Source organism: Paraburkholderia solitsugae (genome assembly GCF_013177695.1).
Classification (GTDB): domain Bacteria; phylum Pseudomonadota; class Gammaproteobacteria; order Burkholderiales; family Burkholderiaceae; genus Paraburkholderia; species Paraburkholderia solitsugae.
The window spans coordinates 75333-98581 of sequence record NZ_WOEY01000029.1; the positions used below are offsets into that span (position 1 = coordinate 75333).

The window sequence follows — 23249 nt, forward strand, 5'->3', positions numbered from 1 at the left end:
GACTTGAGCGGGGAATGCTTACAGCTTGTGACGCTTGCCGGGAGAGCCGCTTGTGGCGGCGCGCCGCGATGCTACACACTTTTTCCTTCGATGCTGGGTTTTCAATAGATGCCGAAACAGTGCCGCTGCAATGGACTGCAGGGCGCTGTATTCATATGACGATAGCGGTGGGTACGACGCGATGTGAAGCTATGTGCCGATGCAGGCAGATGGTTTCACATCACCGGGGAATGCAGATGATGGGGATGATCGAGTGTCTCGCCCACGATGCGCAGCGCCTCTTCGCATTCGTCGCGCGTCTTTGAGCCGCCGAGGCACACGCGCATCGCGTTCGGCGGATTGCCGTCGGTGGAAAACGCCGCACCCGCAACCGCGGCGATGCCCTGGTTGCGCAGTTGCAATGCGAGTTCGGACGTGCTCCAGCCGCTTTCTACCGGCACCGGCAACCACAGATGAAAGCCGTCCGGATGCGCTTCGTAGGGCCACGCTTCGAGCATGCGCGATGCAATCGCCTGGCGTGCGCGCGATTCATTGCGGATCGCGTTGAGCATATCGAGCGCCGTACCGTCGACGATCCATTGCGTCGCGAGCGTGACTGTGAACGGACTCGCCATCACCGTTGTCGCGCGCAATGCGCCGGCGAGGCGCTGGGTTTGCCTGGCAGTCGGCGCGTGCAGATGCGCGACCCGCAAACCTGCGCCGAGGCTCTTCGATAAACCCGTCACGTAGTAGGTCAGTTCCGGCGCGAAGCTCGCGAGCGCATCGGGCGCGCTCTGCGGCAGCATCGCGTACGCATCGTCTTCAATGATCGGGACGCTGTAGCGCAACGCGACGTCGGCGAGCGCCTCGCGCCGTTTGTGCGTGAGCGTCAGCGTGCTCGGGTTTTGCAGCGTCGGATTGCAATAGAACGCGCTCGGCTTGTCGGTCTTGCAGAGCGCTTCGAATGCGTGGGCGAGCGGGCCTTCGTCGTCGCGCGGCAGGGCTTGCAGGCGCACGCCGAGTTGCGCGGCAATCGCCTTGATGCCGGGGTAAGCAAGCGTGTCGAGACAGATCGTGCCGCCGGGCCGCGCCAATTGCGAGACGAGCGCCACCAGCGCGCTATGAATGCCGGGGCACACCAGTACGTTCTGCGCGTCGCAATGCGGCACGCGACGCTTCAGCCATGCGGCGCCGGCGTCCTTGTCGGCAACCGAGCCGCCGAAGTCCTGATAGCGCAGCAACTGATAGGGATCGCTGCCGCTCATCAGGCGCGCTGCCGAGTCGCGCAAACGGGCCGCGTAATCGGGCGGCTCGGGTGGCGTATTCATCGACATCTCGATGCTGCTGCCGCCGGCGAGCGGCAGGGTTGCGGTTCGGCCACGCACGAAGGTGCCGCTGCCCGCGCGCGAATCGAGCAGGCCGCGCTTGCGCGCTTCCGCATACGCGCGCGCCACCGTCGTGTAGTTCAACGCGAGTTCTTCAGCCAGATCGCGCAGTCCCGGCAAGCGGTCGCGCGGACGTAGGCGGCCGGTAGCGAGATCTTCTTCGATCAGATCGGGAATCGCGAGGTAGGCCGGCTTGCGGATGTCGGCGAGGCGTTTGATCCAGTGATGTGTCGGGCTGCTCATTGATAGGCTCTGGCTGGAGGTGAAGACCACTGATCGGATTTAAATGCAATCAATGATCGGATTGATCGTCCGTGGTGAATGAGTGCACCACGCCGACACGTCTCTATCGGCAAACCGCACCTGGCTGGTGCGATATCGCGGAGTCGAGGGCGACTGCTCACGATGCCCCGGCTATATGCAACCTTCGCGCCAAAAAAATTTTCAAGTCGCATGTCGAATCGAGACCGAATTGATTGCTGATTGATCGCATTTACGCGGGCCATCAATGGCACGGCCGTTGCATTAGGAGAAGCGCGCACACATTGAACGCGCCATCTTTTACTTAGCAAACCTGATCGGAGAGTGTCATGCCAGCCGTCAACAAACCGCTGCATCAAAAAGGCGATTACCTTGTCGACTACGAAGAGAAAGTCTTCGAAGACGTGAAGGCTGAACCAGGCGAGAAGGCGCTCGTCACATTTCATACGGTCGCGTTCGAAGGTTCGATCGGCTTCGTCAATTTACTGCAGGCCACGCGGCTGCAACGCAAGGGCTTCGAAACGTCGGTGCTGCTTTACGGGCCAGGCGTCACGCTCGGTCTGCAACGCGGATTTCCAACGCTCGGCGACGAAGCATTCCCCGGCCATCTGAATTTCAACAAGCAACTAATGAAGTTCATGGAAGAGGGCGGCAAGGTGTACGCCTGCCGCTTCGCGCTGCAAGCCTTGTATGGACACGGCGAGGCCTCGCTGATCGAAGGCATCCGCCCGATCAGTCCGCTCGACGTGCTCGATATCCAGCTGCTTCATCGCAAGGACAACGCGCTGATCATTCACACGTGGACGGTTTGACGAGAGGCCGGTGACCACTATGTCCGACAAACGCATCGTGCGTGCCGCCGCAGTCCAGATCGCACCGGACTTCGAACGCAGCGGCGGCACCCTCGAAAAGGTATGCGAAGCCATCGAGAAAGCGGCGCGCGAAGGCGTGCAGTTGATCGTGTTTCCCGAAACTTTCGTGCCGTACTACCCGTACTTTTCTTTTGTGCGCCCGCCGGTTGCTTCCGGCGCCGATCACATGAAGCTCTACGAGGAAGCCGTGATCGTGCCGGGCCCGGTGACGCAAGCGGTGGCCGAACGGGCGCGTTTGCATCGGATGGTAGTGGTGCTCGGCGTCAATGAGCGCGATCACGGCAGCCTCTACAACACGCAGTTGATTTTCGACGTGGACGGCCAACTGCTGCTCAAGCGCCGCAAAATCACACCGACGTTTCACGAACGCATGATCTGGGGGCAGGGCGACGCGGCCGGTTTGAAAGTCGCTCAAACGGCGGTGGCGCGTGTCGGTGCGCTTGCCTGCTGGGAGCATTACAACCCGCTCGCGCGCTACGCATTGATGACGCAGCACGAAGAGATTCATTGCAGCCAGTTTCCCGGTTCGCTAGTTGGGCCGATCTTCGCCGACCAGATCGAGGTGACGATCCGGCATCACGCACTGGAGTCGGGTTGCTTCGTGGTCAATGCAACGGGCTGGCTGAGCGAAGCGCAGATTGCGTCGGTCACGTCCGATACGAGTTTGCAGAAGGCGCTGCGCGGCGGCTGCAATACCGCGATCGTGTCGCCCGAAGGACAGCATTTGGCGCAACCGCTGCGTGAGGGCGAGGGCATGGTGATTGCCGATCTCGACATGAGTTTGATCACCAAGCGCAAGCGCATGATGGATTCGGTCGGCCACTACGCGCGGCCTGAATTGCTGAGTCTTGCGATCAACCGGCGGCCGGCGGAAACCGTCGCGCCGATGCCGGCCTGGTCCAGTGCTTCGAGCACGGGTTTCAATTCAAACGAGGGATGGCGCGATGAACTCCAGCGAGACACTGTCGGCAGCGAGCCGGCAATTGATGACTGAATTGCAGTCGACTGGTTTGCGTCTCGTGTCTCCGGATGCGGGCGCCGCGAGCCGGCGTGGCGGTGCGGGACCCTCGGACCACAAGGCGGTCACGGTCGACGGCGTGACGATCATGGTGCCGGTGCATACGAGCACCGCTTGGCACTCGCCGTTCGTCGCGCAGACGCCGGATGCAAATGGATCGAGCGCATTGCTGCGCGGCACGATTCCGATTGCCAATATCAGCTTTCCCAAAGCACCGCGCTTTTACGGCATGCAGACGCTCGACGGTGTGCCTTACTCGCACATTGCCGCGTTGCATAGTGCGGACGTGCTGGCCACGACGGTGCTGCAAACCTGCATCCGCTACGAGAGCCGTCGCAAGAGTTGCAAGTTCTGCGCAATTGGGCAGTCGCTCGCCGCAGGCCGAACGATTGCGCGCAAGACGCCGGAGCAACTGGCCGAAGTGGCGCGTGCGGCGGTATTGCTCGACGGCGTCAAGCATATGGTGTTGACCACCGGCACGCCACCCACGCCCGACCGCGGTGCGCAGATCCTGTGCGAAAGTGCGTTCGCCATCAAAGCGGCGGTCGATCTGCCGATCCAGGCGCAATGCGAGCCGCCCGACGACGACCGCTGGTTCGGGCGCATGAAAGCGAGCGGCATCGATACGCTCGGCATGCATCTCGAAGTGGTGACGCCCGCATTGCGCGAACGCATCATGCCGGGCAAAGCGAGTGTGCCGCTCGCGCACTACATGGAAGCGTTCAAAGCGGCGGTTGCCGTGTTCGGACGCGGCCAGGTCAGCACGTACATACTCGCCGGTCTCGGCGATAGCGCCGAGGCGATTCTGGCAATGTCGCGCGAGTTGATCGAACTCGGCGTCTATCCGTTCGTTGTGCCATTCGTGCCGATCAGCGGCACGCCGCTCGAAGATCATCCGGCGCCCACGCCCGAATTCATGAAGTCGGTTCTGCAGCCGCTCGGCAGAATGCTCAACGCCGCGGCGATGCGCTCGAGCGATATCAAGGCGGGTTGCGGAAAATGCGGCGCGTGTTCGTCGCTCTCATCCTACGAGGTGTGATCATGTTTGGTGAAGCGATTGCAGGCGAGGCACTGGATGGCGAAGTGGGCTTTGAGCCCTATGCGCCGAGCGAATTCCGCATCAAGTGGACGACGCTCGACTGGGAAGCCGATGAAGCGTACAAGTTGCGGCGCGCGGTGTTCTGCATCGAGCAGGGCATTTTCGTCGGCGACGATCGGGATGATATCGACATGCAAGCGCAGCAACTGGTGGCAGTAAGTTGTGTGGCCGGCATGCCGGAGCAGGTGGTCGGCACGGTGCGGATTCATCGCGATGAGGGCAACGTGTGGTTCGGTTCGCGCCTGGCTGTGCATACCGCGTTTCGCCGTCACGGAAAAATTGGCGCGACGCTGATTCGTCTCGCAGTGAGCAGTGCCCATGCGCTCGGCTGCGAGACTTTTCTCGCCCATGTGCAAAGCCAGAACGTGCCGCTTTTTCGCGCGTTGCATTGGGATGTGCTGGCAGAGGAAACATTGTTGGGCCGACCGCATCATCTGATGCAGGCTCAACTGGACTGGTACCCGCCGTGTGTGACGCCGTATGGCGGCTTCGTAACTCACACGCAACCGCGCGGCCTGGCTTCTGCAAGGAGCGCGGCATGAGCGTGGCAGATCTCGTTGCGAGCTTGCGCGAGAGTCGCGGATTTCGGCACAAGACGGACATCGTCGATGTGGTCGGCTCGCTCGCACGACGTCTGCCTGGCGGCACGCGCGATCTCGCACAGGCCGTCGCGCTTGGCGACGATTGCGCGGCCATTGCCGACGGCGATGGCTACCTGCTGTTCGCAATCGAAGGCATGGTCAGCGATTTCGTGAGCGCGATGCCGTGGTTCGCCGGTTACAGCAGCGTGATGGTCAACGTCAGCGATATCTACGCGATGGGCGGACGGCCGCTGGCGGTGGTCGACGCGCTATGGAGCCGAGGAATCGGAGCGGTCGAGGAAGTACTAGCGGGCATGGCGGCGGCCTCTGTCGCTTATGGCGTGCCGATCGTGGGCGGTCATACGAATACGCGCAGCGATGCGGCGCAACTGGCTGTGTCGATCGTGGGGCGCGCGAAGACGCTGCTGTCGAGTTTCAATGCGAAACCCGGTGACCGGTTGATGATGGCTGTCGATTTGCGCGGCCGCTTCGAGGAACCGTATCCATTCTGGAATGCCTCGGTGGATGCGCCGCCTGACCGGTTAAGAGCGGATCTCGAACTGCTTGCGCAGTTAGCGGAAAGTGGCCTGTGCGACGCGGCGAAAGACATCAGCATGGCCGGCACACTCGGCACAGCGCTGATGTTGCTCGAATGTTCGCAGGTGGGCGCACAGATCGATCTCGATCGTATTCCGAAGCCTGCGGACGTTTCGTTGGAGCGTTGGGTCACCGCATTTCCGAGCTTCGGTTATCTGCTATCGGTTCGGGAAGAGCAGGTGGACGCAGTGCAGGCCCAGTTCGATTCGCGTTCGCTCGCATGCGCCGTGATCGGTTCGGTCGATGCGAGGTCCGAAGTAGTGTTGCGTCAACACGATGAGGCTGCGGTGTTGTGGGATTTCGAGCGCGAGCCGTTCATGGTCGCGAAGGACGGTCCGCGATGAACACATTGCGCATCGCGCTGCTGACGCATTCGGTGAATCCGCGCGGTGGGGTAGTGCATACCCTTGAACTGGCGACCGCGTTGACAGCACTCGGCCATGACGTGACCGTCTTTGCGCCGGCCGTGCCGGGCGAGACGCTGTTTCGCCAGCCGCCGTGCCGCGTGGTTTATGCGCTGGTCGCGCTGTCTCAGTCCAGCACGGTAGCCATGGTGGAGGCGCGCATTCATGCATTCAAGCAGACGTTGATGGAACACGACGCATGGTCGTTCGATGTGCTGCACGCACAGGACAGCATCAGCGGCAACGCACTCGCTGAGCTGAGAGCGCAAGGGCTCATTCGCGGTTTCATGCGAACTGTTCATCATCTGGATCATTTCGACGATCCTCGTCTCGCTGCCTGGCAGCGGCGGGCATACGAGGATGCGGAGCAAGTGTTGTGTGTCAGCGATACATGGACAGGCGAGATGCGTTCGGCTTACGGCATCGCGGCGCTGACGGTGCCGAACGGCGTCGACATTGCGCGCTTGACGCCTGACGAGGACGTTCGTGATTCGCAGTTCAGGCGGCGCATGGGCATTGACGGCGGGCCGATCGTGCTCTCGGTAGGCGGTATTGAAGCGCGCAAGAACACACTCGCACTGCTCGACGCGTTCGCGTTGGTGCTGCGCACGTTGCCGGGCGCGCAACTCGTGATCGCCGGCGGCGCAAGCCTGCTCGACCACGACGTCTACGCGCGCCGCCTGTTTGAACGAGCGGCGGAGTTGGAGTTATCGATTGGTCCACACGAGAACATTGTGGTGACCGGACCGCTCGAAGACGCCGCAATGTCCGGGCTCTTTCGCAGCGCCGACGTGTTGTCGATGGTGTCGTTGCGCGAGGGTTTCGGTCTGGTGGTGCTGGAAGCGCTGGCTAGCGGCACGCCGGTGGTTGCCTCGGCAATCGCGCCGTTCACCGAATACCTCGACGACACCACGTGTTGCTGGGCAAACCCGGCCGATGTCGAGTCGATAGCGGCGGCCCTGCTGCTTGTTCTCACCGGCAGCGGTTGCCGCATTGATTTCGACCGGGCAGTGCCCGCGTTACTCGCACGCTTTAGCTGGGCGGCAAGCGCGCGGCGTCACGTCGACGTATACCGCCAATTGCTCGCAACGCGCGCATTGGCTATTCATTGATCGATTGAGGATTTGCGATGCCTGTCATGCACTTTCGGATTCAGTGGCCCAATGGCGATGAAGCGAACTGTTATTCGCCGTCGCTCGTCATTGGTGATTTCTTTACGCCAGGTGAGGCCTATGCGTTGGACGATTTCGTCGAACGTTCGCGGGAGGCGTTAGGCATTGCGTCGGAGCGCGTACGGGAGAAATACGGTTTTGCCTGCTCGGCGGCGATGGATCAGCTCGCGCAGATCGAACGTGACGCCGAGCGCTTTCGCGATCAGCCCGAGGCGACCGTCAAGATTATCGAACTCAGCTAGGCGCCTATTTTTGCAAAGGAAGCATCATGTCGAATCCAGCACATCACGCACGTGCTGACGGGCATTACAGCGTGCTCGTCGTCGGTGGCGGGCAGGCCGGTCTGTCGGTCAGCTACTACCTCAAGCACGCCGGAATCGACCATCTGGTTCTGGAAAAGAACACGGTGACGCACACGTGGCGCCAGCAACGCTGGGACGCGTTCTGTCTCGTGACGCCGAACTGGCAGTGTGCATTGCCCGGCTACCCATACCCGGGCGAGGATCCGCACGGGTTCATGAAGAAGGACGAGATCATCGACTATCTCGACGGCTTCATCGCGCACGTCGATGCGCCGGTGATCGAGCACGCGGAAGTCAAACGCGTGAAGCAGCGTGACGATGGCGTCTATACGATTGTAACCACGCAAGGCGATTTCACCGCAAATCAGGTCGTGGTCGCCTCGGGCGGCTATCACACGCCGATCGTGCCGCGCCTCGCCGAGCGTTTGCCCGCAAGCATCGTGCAATTGCAATCATCGGCATATCGGAATCCGCAGGCGTTGCCCGAAGGGACGGTCATGGTTGTCGGCACGGGGCAGTCCGGCGCACAGATCGCGGAGGACTTGCATCTGGCGGGGCGCAAGGTGGTCCTCGCGGTCGGCGAGGCGCCGCGCTGTGCGCGTTTCTATCGGGGGCGTGACGTGGTCGATTGGCTTGCCGACATGCAGTACTACGACATGCCGGTCGAAAAGCATCCGTTGCGCGAAGGCGTGCGCGACAACACCAATCACTATGTGACCGGCCGCGACGGCGGGCGCGACATCGACTTGCGCAAGTTCGCCGCCGAAGGCATGGAACTGTACGGCAGGCTCGACGATCTGCGCGACGGGAAATTTCATTTCGCGCCGACGCTTGCTGCCAACCTCGACGCCGCGGACGATACGTATAACCGGATCAACGCGAGCATCGACAGCTTCATTGACAGGCATGGCATCGACGCGCCAGCGGGCGAGGTCTACGAACCGGTATGGCGGCCGGCCGAAGAGCGTGCGACGCTCGATCTTCACACGAGTGGCATTTCGGCCATCATCTGGTGCATCGGCTTTACACCGGACTTTAGCTGGCTCGACGCGCCGGTTTTCAATGGGCGTGGTTATCCGGCACATACTCGTGGCATCACGCCCATCGACGGGTTGTATTTCGTCGGCCTGCCGTGGCTGCATACATGGGGTTCGGGGCGCTTCTCAGGCGTCGCGCGCGATGCGGAGTTCGTCGTGCAGGCGATTCGGGAGAAGGTGCGCGAGTGTGCGTCGGTGAGGGCGGCTGTGGCAGCTTGAGCCTATGGTTTAAACGCTACGAAGTAATCGCATGAAAAAACGGCCGCTGCTTTTTATCGCAGCGGCCGCTTCATTGCGTACGGACTGAATTGAAACTTAGCTCCCCAGCGCCGGATCGCTCATGCTGCTCTTACCGGTTTCCACGTGTCCGGCCAAGCGTCGCGCGAACGTCGGGTCCGTGTCGACTGTAATGACCAGGTCGTACCAGCCATAGGCGTTGCGCAGATCGAGGTACAACTGTTCGGTATCGCCGCCGCGTACCGAATGCTTGACCACGTTGTTCGCATCATAGGCATTGACGATAGTGAACTGGCAGCGCGCGCTGCCGACGTTCTCCAGGCGCAATTGCAGATTGCCGTTTGCGACGTCGTAGCCTTCCGCGACTTCCGGCCGTGCGATATCGGAGCCGTTCCACCAGCTTCTCGCGACTGGCTTGCCCGCGAAGCGGCGCAGAAAACCGTTCGGGCCGTACACCGTGAAATCGTACGTGCCGTCGACATTCAACGGTAATTGATCCTGCAGCCGCTTGCCGGCTTCGACCGTATATGTGAGCGGTGCGGCGAGACTATTCGCTGCATAGACGAGAAACACTGCACCCGTGCGGCCCGAGTTGACGAAACGCATCGTCAGCTTGTTCGCCGAGCCTTCACCGTGCACGCGCACGAACAACTCATACGGCAGCGCGCGAGCCGGGCGCACGCCGGGTTCCTGCTTCGGCACGGCCTGCAGGAGCGGCGGCAGCGGCACATAGTCGGGATGCCGATTCTGGTCGGGCGGCACATAGCCGCTCGTGCTCGGCAGCGTCGGGAATGCGTCGTTCGGGGTGCTGAAGTTGAACGCCGACATCAGATCGCCGCACACCGCGCGACGCCACGGCGTGATGTTCGATTCACCGAGATTGTGCTGCTGGCCGAAGCGCTTTTCGATGAAGCGGATCACCGACGTATGGTCGAACAGTTCCGAGCACACGTAGCCGCCTTTCGACCACGGCGAGACCACCAGCATCGGCACGCGCGGGCCGAGGCCGTACGGACCCGCCGGCGTATTACCGTTGCCCGCATAGTTTTCGTTGCTGGTGTCGACGGTGGACAAACCGTTCGCACTCGTTGCCGGCGCAAACGGCGGCGCCATGTGATCGAAGAAACCGTCGTTCTCGTCGTAGTTGATCAGCAGGACGGTCTTGCTCCAGACTTCGGGATTCGACGTGAGAATCTGCAAGACCTGATCGATGTACCACGCGCCGTAGTTCGACGGCCAGTTCGGGTGCTCGGAATACGCTTCCGGCGCGACGATCCACGAGACTTGCGGCAGGGCGTTGTTCTGCACGTCGCGCTTGAGGATGTCGAAGTAGCCATCGCCGTTCGCTGCGTTGGTGCCCGTGCGCGCGTTGTCGTACAGCGGGTTGCCCGGCTGTGCGTTTCGGTACTGGTTGAAGTAGAGGAGCGAGTTGTCGCCGTAGTTGCCGATGTAGGGGTTTTGTGTCCAGCCCCACGAGCCGCTTGCGTTGAGTCCTGTACCGATGTCCTGATAGATCTTCCAGGTGATGCCGGCGTTTTGCAGCACTTCCGGATAGGTGGACCAGCCGTAGCCGACCTCCGCGTTGTTGATCACCGGGCCGCCGCCGCTGCCGTCGTTGCCGACCCAGCCGCTCCACATGTAGTAGCGGTTCGGGTCGGTCGGACCCATCAGTGAGCAGTGGTACGCGTCGCAGATCGTGAATGCGTCGGCGAGTTGGTAGTGGAACGGGATGTCGTCGCGGGTGAGGTAGGCCATCGTCGTGGTGCCCTTGGACGGCACCCATTGATCGTAGCGGCCGCCATTCCATGCTGCGTGCGTGCTGGTCCAGTCGTGCGCCAGGTCCTGCAGGAATTGCAGGCCAAGATTCGGCGCAGTGGGGCGGAACGGCAACACATAACCGACATCCGCGGCAAGCGGCTGATACCACACCGGTTTCCCGTTAGGCAGATTGATCGCGCGCGTGTCGCCGAAACCACGTACGCCCTGGAGCGTGCCGAAGTAGTGGTCGAACGAGCGGTTTTCCTGCATCAGCACGACGATGTGTTCGACGTCGCGAATGCTGCCGGTCTTGTTGTTGGCGGGAATCGCGAGGGCGTTGCGAATGCCCAGCGGCAACATGCTTAACGCGGTGGCGGAACCGGCTGCATGCGCGGCGGAGCGTAGAAAATCACGGCGATTTTTTGAGGTCATGGTATTGGCTTTCGATCTTCGGTGAAGGAACGATGCACGCAACACGCGAGCCTCGCCCGCGCGAAGCGTGACGCGCGGAACTCAGTCGACGGTGTGAATGACAGGTGTGGCGAGTGGCGTCGACGCGGCGGCGGACAATGCCGGGTCGGCGCTTGATGCAGGTAGTGCAGGGGTTTGAATCGTAACTGCGGTGGGCGCGGATGCAACGGAGGACGGATTCGCCGACAGAACCGTGGCGGTGTTGCTGTCGCCGGCGGAACTTTCGGTAGAACTATCCGCGCGCGTGTCCGGGGTTCTGTCATCGTCGTTGCCGCAAGCGCCGAGCAGCATGCAGAGCGACACGGCGGCGAGTGCGCCCGCCAAACGTTTGCGATAGAAGGCAATGGACGGCTTCGACACAACAGACATGGCAATGTCTCCGGCACGGGGAAGATGCGCCAGGGCATCCATGTGCCCAGGTCAGCGATGCGCAAGAATAGTCGCTGACCTGTGTAACTTTTGTGAAGATGTGGAAATTTGGGTATTTGTTGAGAATTGGGCGGCCGTCAATCCTGGATCGCGACGATGGCTTCGATCTCGACGGTAATATTGCCCGGCAGGGAACCCACACCGACCGCCGAGCGCGAATGCCGACCGGCATCGCCGAATACATCGACGAACAGATCCGAGCAGCCGTTGATCACGCGCGGATGCTCAGTGAAATCCGGTGCCGCGTTGACCATGCCCAGCAGCTTGACGACGCGCTTCACGCGCCGCAAATCGCCCAGTTCGTTATGCAACACGGCGAGCAGATTCAGGCCGACCATCTGCGCGTGCCGGTACGCTTCGTCGGCGCTGACGGTGGCGCCGACCTTGCCGGTCATCAGCGAGCCGGTTTCGTCGAGCGGGCCTTGGCCGGACAGAAACAGCAGATTCCCCTCGCGTGTGCAGTGCGTGAAATTGCCGATCGGCGTCGGCACTTGCGGGAGCTTGAGGCCGCGCGTGTGCAGCCGGTCGTAGCAGTTCATCGATGGGGAAGTGATGGTGAGCGGCCTTTAAGGAGTCAGCGTTGCGCGCCGGGGTGGGACTTCAGGCTTCGTACTTCGGACGTTGGGCTCTCGGCTTTAGGCTTAAGGCGGTGTTACGCCGCCGGCTCCTGCTCGCGATGCCGCCAGCCGAGGCGTGCTTCGATACGGGCGGCCACCGCCTGCACGGCTTGTACGAAACGTTCGGTGCCGAGTGCGGCTTTTGCCTCGGGCATCACGATGGAAATCGCAAAGACGCACGTGCCGGTGTTGTCGAGTACGGGCGCCGCGAGACACGCCACGGACGCATCCGATTCGCCGATCTGGATCGACAGCCGCGCCTCCAGCGCTTCGCGGGCAATCTGTGCGAGCACTTGCGGGCGGGTTTCCGCGCGCCCGGTAGGCGAGCTTTGCGCGTGCTGTGCGAAGAACGCGACCCGTTCGGCATCCGGCAAGTGTCCGACAAGCAAACGGCCGGACGCGGTCCAGTTGAGCGGCACGCGACTGCCTACGCGCGAGGTCACGCGAAAATGCCCGGGCCCTTCGGCCATTTGCTGCACGACCATCATGCCGTCTTCGAGTCCGCAGATCTGCACGGTCTCTTCGACTTCGGCGGAGAGCCGCTGCATTTCTTCATGAGCGACCGCGAGGTAGTCGAGCGAGCTGGCGTACGTCAAACCGTAACCATACAGACGCGAACCGAGCCAGATCGTGCCGTCCATGCGCCTTGCCAACAGGTTCTTCTCGACCAGATCGTTGATGATCGAATACACGGTGGACAGCGGCGCGCCGACCATGCGCGCGACTTCATACGCGGTGGCGGGACGGTTCGCTTGCTGGAGCGCGTCGAGAATCTGCACCGCACGATCGATCGCGCTGGTGCGCGTGCGCGGCGCGGCGCTCTCCGCCCGACTTTCAGGCTGGGTTTCGGCGGCGGTTGCCGACGCGGGTGCTGCTTCGGACGCGGAAGGTCGGGGCGTGCGAGCCATCGTGTTCCTCTGACGCGGGTTGTTTTTGTCCAGTTGACGCTGGGTGATTGTATGCTAGACTGATCCTCAATTACAACATATATTCCATAATTAAGAAATACCAGGTTGGAGACGCTTCATGGACATTCGCTCTCGCTTTGGCTTACGCCCTGTCATCAATGCTTCGGGCACGATGACGAGTCTGGGTGCGTCCAGTGTTAGCGCACCGGTGATCGACGCGGTAGCGCAGGTGCTGCCGCAATTCGTCGAGATCGACGATCTGCAACGCAGAGCCTCGGCGGCAATTGCCGAAGCGTGTGGCAGCGAAGCCGGGTACATCACCGCGTCGTGCTCGGCGGCAATCACGCTTTCCATCGCCGCCACCATGACGGGCGACGACCACGGCCTGATAGAACGGCTACCCGACACGACTGCCATGCAGCGCAATGAAGTGGCGATTCAAACCGGCCACCTCGTCAATTATGGCGCACCGGTGGACCAGGCGATCCGTCTTTCCGGCGCGCGCGTCGTGCCGGTGGGTGCGGCGACCGAAGCGCACGGCTACCAGTTGAATACCGCCATCACCGAACGTACGGCTGCGGCGCTTTACGTCGTCTCGCATCATACGGTGCAATTCGGCATGATCCCGCTCGAAGAATTCATCGCGGTCGCGCATGCGAAGGGTGTGCCCGTGATCGTCGACGCGGCTTCCGAATACGACCTCAAACGCTTTATCGCAGCCGGCGCGGATATCGCGCTCTACTCGGCGCACAAATTTCTCGGCGGGCCGACCGCCGGTATCGTTGCGGGTATGAAAGCGCTGGTACGTGCCGCGTATTTCCAGAATGGCGGCATTGGCCGCGGCATGAAAGTCGGCAAAGAGGGCATTGTGGGTGCGATCGCCGCGCTCGAACAATGGCAGCAGCGCGACCATGTTGCGGTTCGCGCCCGCGAACGCGGCTACCTCACGCTGTGGCGCGAAACCTTGAATCGTTGCGACGGCGTCTGGGCGGAGATCGACGCCGACCCGACCGGCAATCCGCTCGACCGTCTGAAACTGCAGATCGATCCCAAGCAGGCTCGTATCACTGCATGGGATCTCGCCGATGCGCTCGCGCGGCCGCCCGAAGGCGAGGTGCCGGTGATCGTGCGCGATCATGAAGCGGAACTGCATTTCTTTTTCCTCGACCCGTGCAATCTGCATCCGGGCGAAGAACAGATCGTACTGGCGCGGCTCACTGCCGAACTCGAGCGCGCGCGACAGTCGCCCGAACCCGTCATCACCCCGTTCTACCAGCGCGACGCACGCCGTATTGCCGCGCGCCGGAATTGGCCTGATTGATTTTCTCCCGGTTTATATCGATTCATCGATGATCGTTGTTTGACCGTAGCACCGGACTTCGCTCCGGTGCCGCTTTGACTTGCCCGCTTAGTACTACTGATATCGCCGGAACATCACCGTGTAACCGGCGTTCGTTTATCTATCGACTTGAGGAAACCATGATGCACAAGCAGATTCTTCGTACGGTCGTCGCGCTCGCTGCCGCCGGACTCGCCGCGCAGGCCGCCCACGCGCAAAGCAGTGTGACGCTATACGGCATTGTCGATGCCGGCTTTACCTACACCAATAACCAGAAGGGTGAAAGCGCTTATCAGGCGACACAGGGCAATGTGCAGGGTTCGCGCTGGGGCCTGCTCGGCAGCGAAGATCTGGGCGGTGGCAACAAGGTACTGTTCAAGCTCGAAAACGGCTTCAGCCTGGAGAGTGGCGCAGCCGGTCAGGGCGGCCGCATGTTCGGCCGTAGCGCATGGGTTGCGCTTTCCAACAACACGGCGGGCACGATCACACTCGGCCGGCAGTACAACAGCGTGCAGGATTATCTGTCGAACATGCAGATCAATGGCGTCGGCGCGATGAGCCAGTACGGCAACGCGATCTACGACAACGACGATCTCAACAACACGTACCGTACCGACAACGCGGTCAAGTACACCACGCCGACGTATGCCGGGTTCACCGCAAATGCGATGTACGCGTTCTCGAACACGGCGGGCCAGTTCGCCAACAACCGTGCATGGAGCGTCGGGGCTGACTACGTGAATGGTCCGCTGCACCTGGACGCGGCTTACTCGCTGGTCAATCAGCCGGCTAGCAACACCGTGGGCGCGGCGCCGTCGGACAACTACTACAGCACGAGCTCGTCGATCATCAGCGGCGTGCAGCGCAACCAGGTGTGGGGGGCGGGTGGCTCGTACGTGTTCGGCCCGGCAACCGTCCTGCTGCTGTACACGAACTCGCAATTCCAGTTGCTCAACGGCGGCAGCCTGCGTTTTGCCAACTATGAAGCCAGCCTGAAGTATCAGTTGACGCCGGCTACGCTGCTCGCGCTCGGCTACATCTACACGACGCAGAACGCCAGCGGCACCACCGCCACCGACGCTCACTACAACCAGTTGAGCGTGGGCGGCGAGTACTTCCTGTCGAAGACCACCGACCTCTACCTGAACGGCATCTACCAACGCGGCTCCGGTTCGCACGCATGGATCGAAGGCATTTCGAATCCGTCGAGCAACAACGGCCAGTTCGTGACCGTCGCCGGCATCCGCCACAAGTTCTAAGTACGCCGCCCGCGCCGCTGCTCATACAACATTCCGCTTAACGGAAACCGCGGCGCGGATCTTTCTCTTCAGGAGCACCTATGGCGACCGTTCAAGGAAGTCTGTTACTCGTCTATGCATTGATTGCCATCATCGCGCTGGTCGTGTTGATCGCGCGCTTCAAGATGAATCCGTTCATCACGTTGATGATGGTGTCTGTGGCGTTGGCGCTCGCGGCAGGCATGCCGATGACGTCGATTCTCAAATCGTTTGAAACCGGCGTGGGTGGCACGCTTGGCCACATTGCGATCGTGGTCGGGCTGGGCACGATGCTCGGCAAGATGATGGCCGAGTCGGGCGGGGCGGAGCGCATTGCCCGCACATTGATCGACCTGTTTGGGCCGAAAAATGTCCACTGGGCGATGATGTGCATCGCGCTCGTCGTCGGTTTGCCGGTGTTTTTCGAAGTCGGGTTCGTGCTGTTGATTCCGATCGCCTTCAATGTTGCTCAACGTACTGGCACGTCAATAATTCGCGTCGGCATTCCGATGGTGGCGGGGCTGTCCGTGGTGCACGGGCTGATTCCGCCACACCCCGCCGCGTTGCTCGCGGTCACCGCATACAACGCGGATATTGGCCGTACGATCTTCTACGCGCTGATCGTTGGCATTCCCACTGCGATGATTGCAGGCCCGCTGTTTTCGAAACTGATCAACGGCTACGTCGTGATCGAGGGTGTAAATCCGATCGCGCAGCAATTCATTGAGCAGGACGCGGCACGGCCGCACAAGGAACTGCCCGGTTTCGGCCTCACATTGCTGACGGTGCTGCTGCCTGTGCTGCTGATGCTGGTGGGCAGCTGGGCCGATCTGATCGTGCCGGCGAAGACGACCGCCAACAATCTGCTGCATTTGATCGGGCACCCGGACATGGCGCTGCTCCTCGCCGTGCTGCTGAGCTTCTATACGTTCGGCAAGTCGCGCGGCTTTAACCGCGAGCAGATCCTCAAGTTCACCAACGAGTGTCTTGCACCGACCGCGAGCATTACGCTGGTGGTGGGTGCGGGGGCCGGCTTCGGGCGTATCCTGATCGACAGCGGTGCGTCGAAGGCGATCGTCGATGTGGCGATGGGCGCGCACATGCCGCTGCTGATTCTCGCGTGGCTGGTCGCAGCGCTGATCCGTGTCGCCGTCGGCTCATCCACTGTCGCGATGGCGACTGCGTCGGGCATCATTGCGCCGATCGCCGCAGCGGCGGCTGGCACGGTAGGCGGTGTGCGGCCCGAACTGCTGGTTCTGGCCACCGGCGCGGGTTCGCTGATCCTGTCGCACGTGAACGACGGCGGCTTCTGGCTGGTGAAGGAGTACTTCGGCATGAGCGTGCCGCAAACCTTCAAGACCTGGAGCCTCTGCGAAACGATTATCTCGCTGACAGCACTGGCGTTGACGCTGGGGTTATCGGCGGTGATCTGAAGTGTATGACAGAGATTCGGCTGGCGACCTCGATGGTCATGAAGAGCAAGACGCCGTGCAATCCATTGCCCGCAGGGATCGCGAAGGTGATGAAACGACTGCACTATCCGCTGGACACGGATTCAAAGCCGGGGGACCGCGTTGGCATCAGAATTAACGGCAATCTGCGCGTGTTCCATGCGCTGGCTATCGCTCCCTGAACCAGAGCGCAGCGACGAGACGCCCAACATCTACAATCGGTAAGAAGCTCGGAGGAATTATGACTATGTCTGTTCTCGATCGGTTCAAACTTGACGGCAAGCGTGCCTTGGTCACCGGCGCGAGCCGTGGCCTCGGTCTTCAGATGGCACTCGCCCTGGCCGAAGCGGGTGCCGAAGTTGGGATCACCGGCAGGGACGCGGTTAGCCTCAAGGAGGCCGCAGATACCATCAGGTCCAGAGGACGAAAAGCGTGGACGTTCCAGGGCGACATGTCAAAGCCGGCAGAATGCGAAGCAACATGCGAGGCGGCACTCGCCGAAATGGGACTAATAGATATCCTGATCAATAACATCGGCGAACGCGGCATGAACGTCAAGATTGAGGACACCACACTTGAGACGTGGCAACACTACGTCGACCAGAACCTCACTTCCTGCTTTCTGGCGACGCGGATCATCGGCGGCGCGATGCTGCGGCGCCCCGAGGGCGGCCGCATTATCAACACCGCTTCGATCAGCGGGATGATAGCCAACAAGGGCATTGCCGGGCGTCACTATGAGACTACGAAGGCAGCAGTGATTCATTTTACCCGCTGCGCTGCGGCGGACTGGGCGCCGTATGGTGTGCGCGTGAATGCGATCTGCCCCGGCCTCTTCATGACACAGCCAAACCGGAAATGGGCGGAGAACAATCCAGAGGTCATCAAGACTTTCGTTTCTGCAGTCCCGATGGGACGTGCTGGTGAGCCGGAGGAGCTCGGCCCCCTGGCGGTGTTTCTTGCCTCGGACGCCTCTTCTTACGTGACCGGATCCACCTTCGTTATCGACGGCGGGTACACAATCTGGTGAGAGACCGGTACAGTTCGAGGCCCTGTGAAAACGGAAAACTACTCGGTTTTCGGGTGTCGTTTTACCCTTTCTGAGTTGCTCCGGCGCAACCGCTTCGCGATAGCCGAGCCGCGTCGAGATCGCGAGACGCGACTGCCTGAGGAGGGCGACGTAGTGCGATTTCGTGTCGGCGCCTCTATCGCCGCGATCTCCCGCTATAGAAGACGCGATAACCTGCGAGCGCAAGTGGGAGACGGTAGCCTTGACGACGTTCAACGCTGCCGCGAAACAAACGCTGCAATTGCTTCATTCAACGCATCCGGTGCATCGCGATGCGGCGAGTGCCCACAAGCGTCGAGTTTGACCAATTGGGCATGCGGCACGCGCTCGGCGATCGTATCGATCTGCGCCATCGTGCCGTAGTTGTCGTCGTGGCCTTGCACCGCGAGCAGAGGTTGTTTGATAGCGTTCAATTCACCGGCGATGTTCCATTCCATGAACGCCGGATTCAACCAGATATCGTTCCAGCCATAGAACGCGGAATCGACGTCGGCGTGATAGCGACTGAGCTTACTGCGCAGATCAGTGGTCTCGTAGAGCTGCTTGGTCTGCGTGATGCTTTCCACCGAGATGTCTTCGACGAACACGTGTGGCGCGATGACTACCGCGCCTGCCAATGCGCCCGGATGCATCGCTGCGTATAGCAGCGTGATCGAGCCTCCGTCGCTATGGCCGATCACCCACATACGCTTGCGCTCCTGCATGCTGATATTGAGCGCATCGAGCAAAGCGGGCAGGATATCGCGCGCTTGCGCGGTCATGAAATCGACTGGCCATTTAACGTCGTGCGCACGCGGCGTCGAAAGTCCATAACCGGGCCGCGAGTAAACGAGGCCACGCATGCCGAGCCGCTCGCACAACGCTTGTGGCCAGTCGCGCCACATCTCAATCGATCCGAGTCCTTCGTGCAGAAATACGGCGATCGGTGCATTGCCCGTCGCTTCATTCACCCAACGATACTCGATGCGCAATGGCCCATGCGATGCCGTGGCGGGCAACTCAGCGAAGTCGCTAATAGAGTGTGCGGTTGCGGGGTTCTGCATGGATCACCTTATGACTGTTCGCGCAGTTTGAAGCGTTGGATCTTGCCGGTCGCGGTTTTCGGCAGATCGTCGACGAACAGGATATCGCGCGGATACTTATGCGGCGCGAGCCGTTCCTTGACGAAGGCCTTCAACTCATCCGCGAGTATGTCAGACGGCGCGAATTCACGCTTCAAGACCACGAACGCGCGGGTCTTGACGAGGCCGCCGTGATCCACGCCGACCACCGCCGCTTCGAGCACCGCGTCGTGCTGCACGAGTACCATTTCCACTTCGACCGGCGATACGTACTGGCCGCTTACTTTCATCATGTCGTCGCTGCGGCCCGCGTACACGTAGCAACCGTTCGCGAGGCGGCAGTACTTATCGCCGCTGCGAATCCACTCGCCGAGGAACGTCGCGCGCGACTTCTCGCGATTGCTCCAGTACATCAGCGCCGCGCTCGGCCCTTTGATATAGAGATCGCCGACTTCGCCGTCCGGCACCGGATGACCGGCTTCGTCGCGCAATTCGACTTCATAGCCGGGCACGGGGCGGCCCGTGGTGCCGTATTCGACTTCACCCGCGCGATTCGACAGGAAGATATGCAGCATCTCGGTCGAGCCGATACCGTCGAGAATTTCGCAGCCGAAGTGCGCGGTGAAGCGCTCGCCAATCTCGCGCGGCAGCGCTTCGCCCGCCGAGATGCACACGCGCATCGAGACATCCGTGCGCTCGGGCAGGTTGGGCGAGACGAGCATGCTCGCGTATAGCGTCGGCACGCCGTAGAAAATGGTCGGGCGATGTCGAACAAGGCGCGTGAAAATCGCATCGGCGGTGGGGCGCTCGGCCATCAATACGGCCGTGGCGCCGACCGAAAGCGGGAACGTCAGACCGTTACCCAGACCATACGCAAAGAACAATTTGGCCGCTGAGAAAACCACATCGCTTTCGACGATGCCAAGAATCGGCTTCGCGTACAACTCGGCAGTCCAGTACAGATTCGCGTGCGTGTGGACGGTGCCTTTCGGTTTGCCGGTCGAACCCGACGAATACAGCCAGAACGCGATATCGTCGCAGCCCGTCGCGGACGCTTTGGTGGCCGGCGTGGCCGCGTCAATCAGATCGTTGAGTCGCGGCGCCGTTAAAGGCTTGCTTTCGGGCGGTTGTGAGACGATCAACTGGCAGCCGTCGTGTTCGGCGGTATCCATCGCTTGCATGACGTTCGGCAGCAATGCGTCGGATGCGGTCACGGCGCGTGCGTGGCTGTGTGTCAGCATGTACACGTAGTCGGCAGCGGTGAGCAGCGTGTTCGCGACGACCGGCACGACGCCCGCATAGAGCGCACCGAGAAAGGCGATCGGCAGGTCGACGGTGTCGAGCATCACCAGCAGCACGCGTTCTTCCGGATGCACGCCGAGTGTGCGCAATGCGCTGGCGAAGCGCCGGGCCCGTTCTTCGAGTTCACCGTACGTGGTGGCGCCGGTGTCGTCGATATAAGCGGTCTTGCCGGCGCGCGATTCATTCAGTCGAAACAGGTAGGCCGCGAAATTGAATGACGCGGGCGGCGGCTCGACCGTTACCGCGGGTTGACTCGCAGCGGGTTCCAGCAGGGCTTCCATATGTCTCCTCCATCGGGTGGGGCGGTCCGGCTGTTTTGTGCTCATGATCCGCGCGATGCTTACGTGCTTTTTTGCTCGCCTATTGCTTCCCTCGTGCCGCTACGCCGTGGGCAAATGGGCGTTTGGCGTCAATGCGTCAATTGCAGCGCTTGATGCCTGAACCGCCGAGCGCCGGTGATAGAAACCCAGTGCGCGCAGGCCGCCGAGTTCTTCGCCGCCGCCCGCACGGCCCGGTCCGCCATGCAGCGACATCGGCATCACGTTGCCGTGACCGGTTTGGCTCTGTTGGACTGACGGCGAGATCGCGTGGACACGCCCATGCGAATCGGCGAGTTCCAGTGCAAGGCGGCCGAGATGCGCGTCGTCGTTCGAATAGATCGACGCGACGAGCGAGCCCTGGCCGCGTCGCGCGAGCGCGACCGCGTGCGCTTCGGGGAGGGTGTCGTTTGCTGCCGCTGCGACGCGATAGGGCGCGACGGTCGCCACCGGTCCGAACACTTCGACGTCGTGCAGCAGTGTCGCGCTATCGGGATCATTGACTACGAACAGATGCGGTGCGACGCACGCGGCAATCGTTGCGTCCGCATCGATAAGCGGTACTGCCGAGCCGTCATACGCGAGTACCGCTTCCTCGCGCAACGCAGCGATTCCGGCCAGCACGTTCTCGTACTGCTCGCGGCTCACGAGTGACCCCATTCGCACGGTGTCGTCGCGCGGATTGCCGACGGTGATTTTCGCGAGCTTGGCTTTGAGTGCATCGAGCACCGCTTCGAGCGATGCTTCCGGCACGAACGCGCGCCGGATCGCCGTGCATTTCTGACCGGACTTCACGGTCATTTCCCGCACCACTTCCTTGATGAACAGTTCGAAGGCCGGCGTGTCGGGGGTTGCGTCGGCACAGAGGATCGCGCTATTGAGACTATCGGCTTCGACATTCAGACGCGCGCCGCGCTCGACAAAAGCCGGATGCGCGCGCAGTGTTGCGGCGGTTTGCGCGGAGCCGGTGAACGACACCACGTCGAACGCCTGAATCTGATCGAGCAGTCCCGCAGAACTGCCGCAGATGACGGACAACGCGCCGGGCGGCAGAATGCCTGCGTCGACCACATCGGCCACCATTCTTTGTGTGAGCCATGCCGTCGCCGTGGCGGGCTTGATGATGACGGGCACGCCGGATAGCAACGCGGGCGCTGCTTTCTCCCACAAGCCCCACGACGGAAAATTGAACGCGTTGATGAAGAGCGCGACGCCGCGCGTTGGCGTGAGCACGTGCTGCACGCTGAACGATTGGTCTTTGCTCAACGAGACGGCGTTGCCGTCGCGCAGCGCATGCACGTCGCCGAGCGACGCACCGAGTTTCGCGTAGTACGACAGCGTGAAGATTCCACCGTCGATGTCGACCGCCGAATCATTGCGTGTGGTGCCCGAGTTCGCGGTCGCGATCGCATAGTAGTCGTCGCGTTTCGCCTGTAGCAGTTTGACGATCTCGGCGAGACGCGCGGCGCGCTGCGCATAGGTCAGTTCGCGCAAGGCGGCGCCGCCTTCTTCTCTAGCGAAGCGAAATGCATGGGTGAGATCCAGGCCCTGGCTCGATACGCGCACAAGGGCGTCACCGGTGACCGGATCGGTCAGCGTCACGCCTTCACCGTCACCCGCGACCCACTGGCCGGCAACGTAGTTTTTCAATAGTTCGGTCATGGCGAGTCTCAGGCGGAAGGTGGGGCGGGGGTGAATTCGATCGCGCCTTGCGGCAACAGATACAGCACCAATGCCTGCCCGTTCGCGACGGTCGGACGGTGCGCGCTGCCGGGGCCATACACGCACCAGCCGGCCGGATGACCGTCGAAGGTGGCGCCCTCGGTGAGCGGCATGATCAGATCGATTTCTCCGTTCGGATGCACGTGGTGCGGGCCGGCAATATCTTTCATATCGACCACGTCGACGGAAAAACCGTGGGTATCCGGCAGCGCCTTGAAGATCCGGCCATAGCGAATGCCGCCGCCTTCGCGGTTGCACAGCCAGCCTTCGGCCACGCCGGTGCGGCAGGTATCGGCCAGGGCGCGGAAGGTCGCGCCGTCCGCGGGATACGTGTCGTTGAGCCACGTGGCCAGCGTGCCGTCGAGCGGCCGGCCGGCGAGTTGTTCTGTCACGCCTGCAATCAGGCGTTGGAAATCATGTGGGGACATGCGAGCCTCCAGATCGACGCACGCACCTTAATTCATGCGTGTTGTTGCGCCGTCTCCGTGACGCTGCCGAAAAACCTCGACAGCGTTTGTTATTGGATCAATATTTGGCGAAAATTAACCGTTCACCTAGCACCTGTCAAGCACTATAGTACATGT

At 61.6% G+C, this 23249-nt stretch carries 22 protein-coding genes and 1 pseudogene; 13 read left to right on the forward strand and 10 right to left on the reverse strand.

All coding sequences use genetic code 11. The annotated features are described in order from the left end of the window. Positions 1 to 215: 215 nt before the first annotated feature. Positions 216 to 1607, reverse strand: coding sequence for an aminotransferase-like domain-containing protein (locus tag GNZ12_RS08080; protein WP_172309835.1), 1392 nt, complete (start codon positions 1605 to 1607; stop codon positions 216 to 218). Positions 1608 to 1954: 347 nt separating this feature from the next. Between GNZ12_RS08080 and GNZ12_RS08085 the strand changes: the two genes are divergently transcribed. The 8 genes from GNZ12_RS08085 to GNZ12_RS08120 are packed head-to-tail and all read left to right on the forward strand — an operon-like array spanning position 1955 to position 8926. Next, the gene (locus GNZ12_RS08085; RefSeq protein WP_054040483.1) at positions 1955 to 2437 is read left to right on the forward strand and encodes an MSMEG_0572/Sll0783 family nitrogen starvation response protein; all 483 of its coding nucleotides are present in this window, start codon (positions 1955 to 1957) and stop codon (positions 2435 to 2437) included. 19 nt (positions 2438 to 2456) lie between these two features. Further along, positions 2457 to 3491 carry a Nit6803 family nitrilase gene (locus GNZ12_RS08090; RefSeq protein WP_172309858.1) on the forward strand — a complete coding sequence of 345 codons (1035 nt, stop codon included), beginning with the start codon at positions 2457 to 2459 and terminating at the stop codon, positions 3489 to 3491. After that, positions 3484 to 4554 carry an MSMEG_0568 family radical SAM protein gene (locus tag GNZ12_RS08095; protein WP_172309859.1) on the forward strand — a complete coding sequence of 357 codons (1071 nt, stop codon included), beginning with the start codon at positions 3484 to 3486 and terminating at the stop codon, positions 4552 to 4554. The genes GNZ12_RS08090 and GNZ12_RS08095 overlap by 8 nt, the downstream gene beginning before the upstream one ends. A gap of 2 nt (positions 4555 to 4556) precedes the next feature. After that, positions 4557 to 5156, forward strand: coding sequence for an MSMEG_0567/Sll0786 family nitrogen starvation N-acetyltransferase (locus tag GNZ12_RS08100; RefSeq protein WP_172309836.1), 600 nt, complete (start codon positions 4557 to 4559; stop codon positions 5154 to 5156). Further along, positions 5153 to 6136, forward strand: coding sequence for a sll0787 family AIR synthase-like protein (locus GNZ12_RS08105; RefSeq protein WP_172309837.1), 984 nt, complete (start codon positions 5153 to 5155; stop codon positions 6134 to 6136). Before GNZ12_RS08100 ends, GNZ12_RS08105 begins: the two co-directional genes overlap by 4 nt. Next, entirely contained in the window at positions 6133 to 7308 is a 1176-nt protein-coding gene (locus tag GNZ12_RS08110; RefSeq protein WP_172309838.1) for an MSMEG_0565 family glycosyltransferase, read from the forward strand. The genes GNZ12_RS08105 and GNZ12_RS08110 overlap by 4 nt, the downstream gene beginning before the upstream one ends. Before the next feature lie 17 nt (positions 7309 to 7325). Further along, positions 7326 to 7610 carry an MSMEG_0570 family nitrogen starvation response protein gene (locus tag GNZ12_RS08115; protein ID WP_172309839.1) on the forward strand — a complete coding sequence of 95 codons (285 nt, stop codon included), beginning with the start codon at positions 7326 to 7328 and terminating at the stop codon, positions 7608 to 7610. Between the two features lie 26 nt (positions 7611 to 7636). Next, entirely contained in the window at positions 7637 to 8926 is a 1290-nt protein-coding gene (locus GNZ12_RS08120; protein WP_172309840.1) for an MSMEG_0569 family flavin-dependent oxidoreductase, read from the forward strand. A 96-nt stretch (positions 8927 to 9022) separates the two neighbouring features. Here GNZ12_RS08120 and GNZ12_RS08125 read toward each other — a convergent pair whose 3' ends face one another. From GNZ12_RS08125 to GNZ12_RS08140, 4 genes are all read right to left on the reverse strand, one after another. Further along, positions 9023 to 11134 (reverse strand): phosphocholine-specific phospholipase C, encoded by a 2112-nt coding sequence (locus GNZ12_RS08125; protein WP_172309841.1) that lies wholly within the window; start codon positions 11132 to 11134, stop codon positions 9023 to 9025. A gap of 81 nt (positions 11135 to 11215) precedes the next feature. Then, on the reverse strand, positions 11216 to 11542 hold the full coding sequence (locus GNZ12_RS08130) for a hypothetical protein (protein WP_172309842.1): 327 nt from the start codon (positions 11540 to 11542) through the stop codon (positions 11216 to 11218). A gap of 137 nt (positions 11543 to 11679) precedes the next feature. Then, positions 11680 to 12141: a RidA family protein gene (locus tag GNZ12_RS08135; protein WP_172309843.1), complete on the reverse strand. Its 462-nt coding sequence runs from the start codon at positions 12139 to 12141 to the stop codon at positions 11680 to 11682. Positions 12142 to 12254: 113 nt separating this feature from the next. Next, entirely contained in the window at positions 12255 to 13127 is an 873-nt protein-coding gene (locus GNZ12_RS08140) for an IclR family transcriptional regulator (RefSeq protein WP_172309844.1), read from the reverse strand. Positions 13128 to 13245: 118 nt separating this feature from the next. Here GNZ12_RS08140 and GNZ12_RS08145 point away from each other — a divergent pair, with 118 nt between their 5' ends. The 5 genes from GNZ12_RS08145 (at position 13246) to GNZ12_RS08165 (ending at position 18224) form a co-directional block, all read left to right on the forward strand. Further along, positions 13246 to 14448 carry an aminotransferase class V-fold PLP-dependent enzyme gene (locus tag GNZ12_RS08145; protein WP_172309845.1) on the forward strand — a complete coding sequence of 401 codons (1203 nt, stop codon included), beginning with the start codon at positions 13246 to 13248 and terminating at the stop codon, positions 14446 to 14448. Positions 14449 to 14609: 161 nt separating this feature from the next. Beyond that, positions 14610 to 15725 carry a porin gene (locus GNZ12_RS08150; RefSeq protein WP_407947686.1) on the forward strand — a complete coding sequence of 372 codons (1116 nt, stop codon included), beginning with the start codon at positions 14610 to 14612 and terminating at the stop codon, positions 15723 to 15725. A gap of 80 nt (positions 15726 to 15805) precedes the next feature. Next, the gene (locus GNZ12_RS08155; RefSeq protein WP_172309847.1) at positions 15806 to 17176 is read left to right on the forward strand and encodes a GntT/GntP/DsdX family permease; all 1371 of its coding nucleotides are present in this window, start codon (positions 15806 to 15808) and stop codon (positions 17174 to 17176) included. 38 nt (positions 17177 to 17214) lie between these two features. Next, a complete protein-coding gene (locus GNZ12_RS08160; RefSeq protein ID WP_172309848.1) occupies positions 17215 to 17376 on the forward strand; it encodes a hypothetical protein in 162 nt (53 codons plus the stop codon). A gap of 65 nt (positions 17377 to 17441) precedes the next feature. After that, positions 17442 to 18224 (forward strand): SDR family NAD(P)-dependent oxidoreductase, encoded by a 783-nt coding sequence (locus GNZ12_RS08165; RefSeq protein ID WP_172309849.1) that lies wholly within the window; start codon positions 17442 to 17444, stop codon positions 18222 to 18224. 78 nt (positions 18225 to 18302) lie between these two features. On the opposite strand, the pseudogene GNZ12_RS44200 reads toward GNZ12_RS08165, so the two are convergent. The 5 genes and pseudogenes from GNZ12_RS44200 to GNZ12_RS08185 all read right to left on the reverse strand — a co-directional run. Further along, a pseudogene (locus GNZ12_RS44200) lies at positions 18303 to 18398 on the reverse strand (DNA-binding transcriptional regulator KdgR); the annotation flags it as partial. Positions 18399 to 18475: 77 nt separating this feature from the next. Beyond that, on the reverse strand, positions 18476 to 19306 hold the full coding sequence (locus GNZ12_RS08170; RefSeq protein ID WP_172309850.1) for an alpha/beta fold hydrolase: 831 nt from the start codon (positions 19304 to 19306) through the stop codon (positions 18476 to 18478). An 8-nt stretch (positions 19307 to 19314) separates the two neighbouring features. Next, positions 19315 to 20907 (reverse strand): benzoate-CoA ligase family protein, encoded by a 1593-nt coding sequence (locus GNZ12_RS08175; protein ID WP_172309851.1) that lies wholly within the window; start codon positions 20905 to 20907, stop codon positions 19315 to 19317. 99 nt (positions 20908 to 21006) lie between these two features. Beyond that, positions 21007 to 22605, reverse strand: a complete 1599-nt coding sequence (locus tag GNZ12_RS08180) for a 3,4-dehydroadipyl-CoA semialdehyde dehydrogenase (protein WP_172309852.1) — start codon at positions 22603 to 22605, stop codon at positions 21007 to 21009. An 8-nt stretch (positions 22606 to 22613) separates the two neighbouring features. Beyond that, positions 22614 to 23093, reverse strand: a complete 480-nt coding sequence (locus GNZ12_RS08185; protein ID WP_172309853.1) for a DUF4863 family protein — start codon at positions 23091 to 23093, stop codon at positions 22614 to 22616. Between the last annotated feature and the right edge of the window lie 156 nt (positions 23094 to 23249).